A 4,180-nucleotide genomic window follows, 5' to 3' on the forward strand; every position below is an offset into this window, starting at 1 on the left:
TCTTATACCCACCCGGAGAGCGGCCAGAAATGCGCCCGTCCGTCGTCATGATGCAACGGAAAGCCGAGGCACAAATGCAACAGCGCGGCCCCCGCCATGGCTGTCGCTCACGCGCTGCGGTGCCAGAGCGCCAGCATGGCAAGGCCCCCCCCAGACAATGAAGGATTTGCCGATCGCAAAAATCGTCTGCCAGCCTTGGGAAAAGTAAAGCTAATCGAAAACCATGCGCGGCGGGATGGCAAAGAAATAAAACGCCCCGCCGGCCATGAGACAGAGCGTCAAGTCGGCCAACAGTGCCCCTGCCAGCACAGCAGGAACGATCCGGCGGTCACCACTGCGCGCCATCGCGGCAGCCCCTGAAAGCAGACGAGCAGGCGTGTTCATCAGGACGTTCCCCTGAGACCCGCCGTCAGTCTGCGCACAACGCAAAGCGCCTGAAAGCCCTCAATTGTCCGGTACGTGACTTCTGAGCACCGGGATATTCAGGTGCTATCTGTGCAGATCTGCTCAGTCGAGATCGTGCGCCGCAAGGGCTCGCATTATCTCACGATGTACCAGGCGGCGCACATTCCGCGTGATGCGCTCGCCCAGTTCGCCCTGCAGTTCAGACCGGACAATATCGCCGACCAGAAGGCGTAACGCTGCCTCGTCGATGATCTGATCCTCTTCTACCCAGGGCACATCTGCCTCGTCATCGACAGTCGCGACCGGCTCGGTCAGATCGTCTTCGGACAAAGGTGCCCCCTTGCCATCAAAAGAAACACCGTCCCGCCACTCCATCGTCGGTGCCCTGGTCCCGGCATAAGCATCGCGACCATTGCCGTCCGGCTCCCACTGATCCGCTGTGCGGGCAATGGCAGTTTCCAGTGCTGCGATTTTTTCGGAAAGATGTGATCTGGCTTTGGCTTCTGATGCCCGGGAGAGCCCCGATATATCCGGCGGCCCTTCGTCGGCATCTGCCCCGGTCTCTTGCGGTGCACGGGCGTAAGATGTCGGGGCGTGTCGCCGGGTAAAGACAAATCCGCCGTCACCACCCGTTTCCTGTTCAGCAGCCTTGTCAGGCACGGGTTCTTCAGTGGGGTCAAAGCCTTCGAGGGCATCTTCCGCCATCTCGGGCGACAACTGCAGCAGCGCGTCACGAGGGGACTCTTCCGCTATATTCTCATGGGAAACCTGGCTGCGGAGATCTCCTGTATCAGGTGCTGCACCTGCCGGCGCGCCGTCTGTATCTGCGATTTCTGCCTGCGGTTCAGAGCTGTCTTCGGAAACACGAAGCTGTGGTGTGAGCACAAGTTTATCCTGCACCGGCAGTACACCCGCAGAAGCACTGTTTTTCTTGTTGTCGCTTACAAGCCTCCTGATGGACGACAGCACGTCCTCCACCTGCGAATTCGTCACTGGTTTCGACATCTCAATACCACTCTTACCCACTCATATTGTAGTGCTCAGGACGTGTTCGCACAATGGGTAGATTAAAATGTCAGTTTTTTTGCAGAGAGCGCAGAACCCGGTCCAGCTTTTGACCTTGCGGTGAACGCGCGACGGGGGCGTCTTTTACGAGATTGTAATAGGCGGCGGGGTCATAGAGCTGCACATCAAGATTGAGGTCACGCGCCGTCAGTCGCCCTGTAGCCCGCAAAACAGCATATGCAGCGACATAGAGATTGGCCTGAGCCGAGACCCGCGATGTGCGCGCATCCAGCAGTTCCTGTTCTGCGTCGAGGACGTCAAGTGTGGTTCGCGCGCCGAGTTGCGCTTCTTCCCGTACCCCGTTGAAGGCAATATCAGCCGCCCGGATCCGTTCATCCGTAGACGCAAGGCTCGCGCGCTGCGCTGAGAGCTGCGCGTAAGCCACGCCTACGTCCTGCGAGATCTGTTTGCGCACTTCCAGAAGATTGCCCCGCTGGGCATCCCGCGCGGCAATCGCACGGCGGATCGAGGAATCGATAGCGCCGCCCTGATAGATCGGACCGGACAATGTAATGCCGATGCTGCCTGAGTTCGTGTAGTCGCTGCTGCTCAGATCATCCTGAACCGACAGTGAACCGCTGGCGCGCAGCGACGGTTTCACGGCCGCCCGCGCGCGCAGAATGTTCAGCTCAGCCGCGGCAACAGCATATTGTGCAGCCAGCAGATCCGGATGTACGCGTACGGCAAGTGCGCGGGCCTCTTCGACATCGGACTGAAGCGCCGGCAGCGCGGGCGGTGGCCGCAGATTGTCAGGCGTACGCCCGACCACATTGCGGTATTCCTCGATGGCGGTCAGCAGATCGCCCTGCGCCGTCGCAAGACCGCTGCGGGCACCTGCCAACTGTGCTTCGGCCTGTGCCACGTCAGTCCGTGTGACCTCGCCCACTTCGAAACGGTCCTGTGCGGCGCGCAGCTCCTGGGTCAGCAGCCGCAGGTTATTCTGCCGCAGTGACACAAATTCCCGCGTGGCCAGAACGCTGAGATAGGCCGAAACGGCGCGCAGCAGGACACTCTGCTCGATGCTGATCAGTTGCTGACGGGTTGCCAGCACCGTTTCCTTGGCAGCTTCGACCCCCAGTTGCGTCGCGCCGAAGTCGTAGAGCAGCAATTCTGCGACGAGGCCGGCACTCAGGTTGGACGAGCTCAGTGAGCTGGTCGACACGAGGCCAAAGGGAGACGTGCTGCGCACATCTCCGAAATTTCGCTGGACGGAGGCAGTATAGTTCAGAATGGGTTTCAGAGCAGCAGCAGCGGTTGCAACGTCTTCATCCGCCGCCCTGAGCAGGGCACGGTTCTGATCGAGCAGGCCGCTGTTGTTATAGGCGCCAACCAGCGCATCAGCGAGCGTCTCCGCGCGCAGTGGCGCGGCAACGGTCCCTGCAAGAAGACAAATGCCAAGAGCGAGCCCCCGGAACATTCTGCCGCGCGGCGCCGTAACTCTCTGCTTTACCATTTTTCTCTACCCCGGTTTCCGTGAGCCTGTGACCCTCGCATTCTGCGACATCGCCCGCATCAAAGTTCGAATGCGGGCGCGCGCGCAAAGCCCGGCAAAACCGGCGCAGAAGCATTAAAGGCCATCCGCCAAGAGATCTGGCCGTTCTGTTTGCGCCCGATACGAACTTCTCCGAGGGCATTTTCCATAAACAAAGCAGCAATGCGTCCGCCGTCTTTGACCTGCTCCGCGATTACCGCCGGAAGCTCGGAAATACCGCCCTGGATCAGGACCACGTCATAGGGTCCGTGCTGCGCAGCCCCCTCCCGCAGCGGCCCGGTGTGAAGGATCACATTATCCGCTCCCGCCTCGGTCAGTGCATCCTGGGCATCGCGCGCAAAGTCTTCATCTTCTTCCACAGCCACCACCGCTTCGGCCATCCGCGCGATTACGGCAGAAGAATATCCGAGCCCCGCGCCGATATCGAGCACCAGCTCGCCGTTCGCGATATCAAGCGAATCCAGCATCTTGGCCAGCGTTCTGGGCTCAAGGATCACCCGGTTTTTATCAAGCGGCAGGTTCTCCCCCATATACGCGGCTTCACGTTTCCCGGACGGGACAAAGTCTTCCCGGCGCACGGTGAGCATTGCATCAATGATAGGAAATTTTGTCACATCGGAAGGCCGGACCTGTGTGTCGACCATCATTGTACGGCGGGCTGCGAAATCAGTCATGTGTCTAAACTCATCCGTTCAGATAGCGTTGTTTCAGGTGTCGCACAGTTGTGCGCCTGCGGCAACGCCTCAGCCCTCGAAATTTGATATTCCACGCCACTTGCAGCAGGAAGTTTAATCGGCTACCTCCTAGCGAGCACCACCGGCGGCGAGTTGGCGGAGTGGTTACGCAGCGGATTGCAAATCCGTGTACGCGAGTTCGATTCTCGCACTCGCCTCCAGTATTTTCAATGACTTGCGTCATGCTTTAACTCCATTTAGTTGGTTTTTGAAACAAGCGTTGAAACATTCACGTTTCCTTCTTGTTCTGTTCAAAGCGATTCCGGGCCTCCTGCGCCCGCGTTGCCAGTTCCCGCTGGCGGATCATTCCTCCGTATTTCTTGAGCATTTCAGCGCCAGAATGCCCAGTGACGGCCTTAACCATCTCGTCATCACAACCTGACTGATAAAGTTCGATAGTCGCGTTCTTGCGCAGCCCGTGAGTGACATATTTTGCCGCTTCGTGATGCTCCATAGTCGCCTTGACCTTGCGCATCTCCTCCGC

4 protein-coding genes, 1 tRNA gene and 1 pseudogene are annotated in these 4,180 nt (G+C 59.1%); 1 reads left to right on the top strand and 5 read right to left on the bottom strand.

Going from position 1 to position 4,180, the window contains the following annotated elements:
- Positions 1-210: 210 nt before the first annotated feature.
- The 4 genes from Q0M35_RS17720 to Q0M35_RS17735 form a co-directional block, all read right to left on the bottom strand.
- A complete protein-coding gene (locus tag Q0M35_RS17720) occupies positions 211-384 on the bottom strand; it encodes a hypothetical protein (protein ID WP_295317582.1) in 174 nt (57 codons plus the stop codon).
- Positions 385-507: 123 nt separating this feature from the next.
- Positions 508-1,410, bottom strand: a complete 903-nt coding sequence (locus tag Q0M35_RS17725; RefSeq protein WP_295317583.1) for a hypothetical protein — start codon at positions 1,408-1,410, stop codon at positions 508-510.
- Positions 1,411-1,480: 70 nt separating this feature from the next.
- Positions 1,481-2,923, bottom strand: coding sequence for a TolC family outer membrane protein (locus tag Q0M35_RS17730; RefSeq protein WP_295317584.1), 1,443 nt, complete (start codon positions 2,921-2,923; stop codon positions 1,481-1,483).
- Between the two features lie 59 nt (positions 2,924-2,982).
- Entirely contained in the window at positions 2,983-3,636 is a 654-nt protein-coding gene (locus Q0M35_RS17735; protein WP_295317585.1) for a protein-L-isoaspartate O-methyltransferase, read from the bottom strand.
- 147 nt (positions 3,637-3,783) lie between these two features.
- Between Q0M35_RS17735 and Q0M35_RS17740 the strand changes: the two genes are divergently transcribed.
- A tRNA-Cys gene (locus Q0M35_RS17740) sits at positions 3,784-3,857 on the top strand.
- A 68-nt stretch (positions 3,858-3,925) separates the two neighbouring features.
- Here Q0M35_RS17740 and Q0M35_RS17745 read toward each other — a convergent pair.
- Positions 3,926-4,180 (bottom strand): annotated as a pseudogene (locus Q0M35_RS17745) (integrase); the annotation flags it as partial.

Origin of the sequence: Roseobacter sp., assembly GCF_024639605.1 — a bacterium.
Classification (GTDB): domain Bacteria; phylum Pseudomonadota; class Alphaproteobacteria; order Rhodobacterales; family Rhodobacteraceae; genus Roseobacter.

What these genes read in the sequence shown, in the direction of transcription:
- Q0M35_RS17720 (WP_295317582.1), bottom strand. Translation starts at nt 384, where the DNA reads ATGAACACGCCTGCTCGTCTGCTTTCAGGGGCTGCCGCGATGGCGCGC.
- Q0M35_RS17735 (WP_295317585.1), bottom strand. Translation starts at nt 3,636, where the DNA reads ATGACTGATTTCGCAGCCCGCCGTACAATGATGGTCGACACACAGGTC.
- Q0M35_RS17725 (WP_295317583.1), bottom strand. Translation starts at nt 1,410, where the DNA reads ATGTCGAAACCAGTGACGAATTCGCAGGTGGAGGACGTGCTGTCGTCC.
- Q0M35_RS17730 (WP_295317584.1), bottom strand. Translation starts at nt 2,923, where the DNA reads ATGGTAAAGCAGAGAGTTACGGCGCCGCGCGGCAGAATGTTCCGGGGG.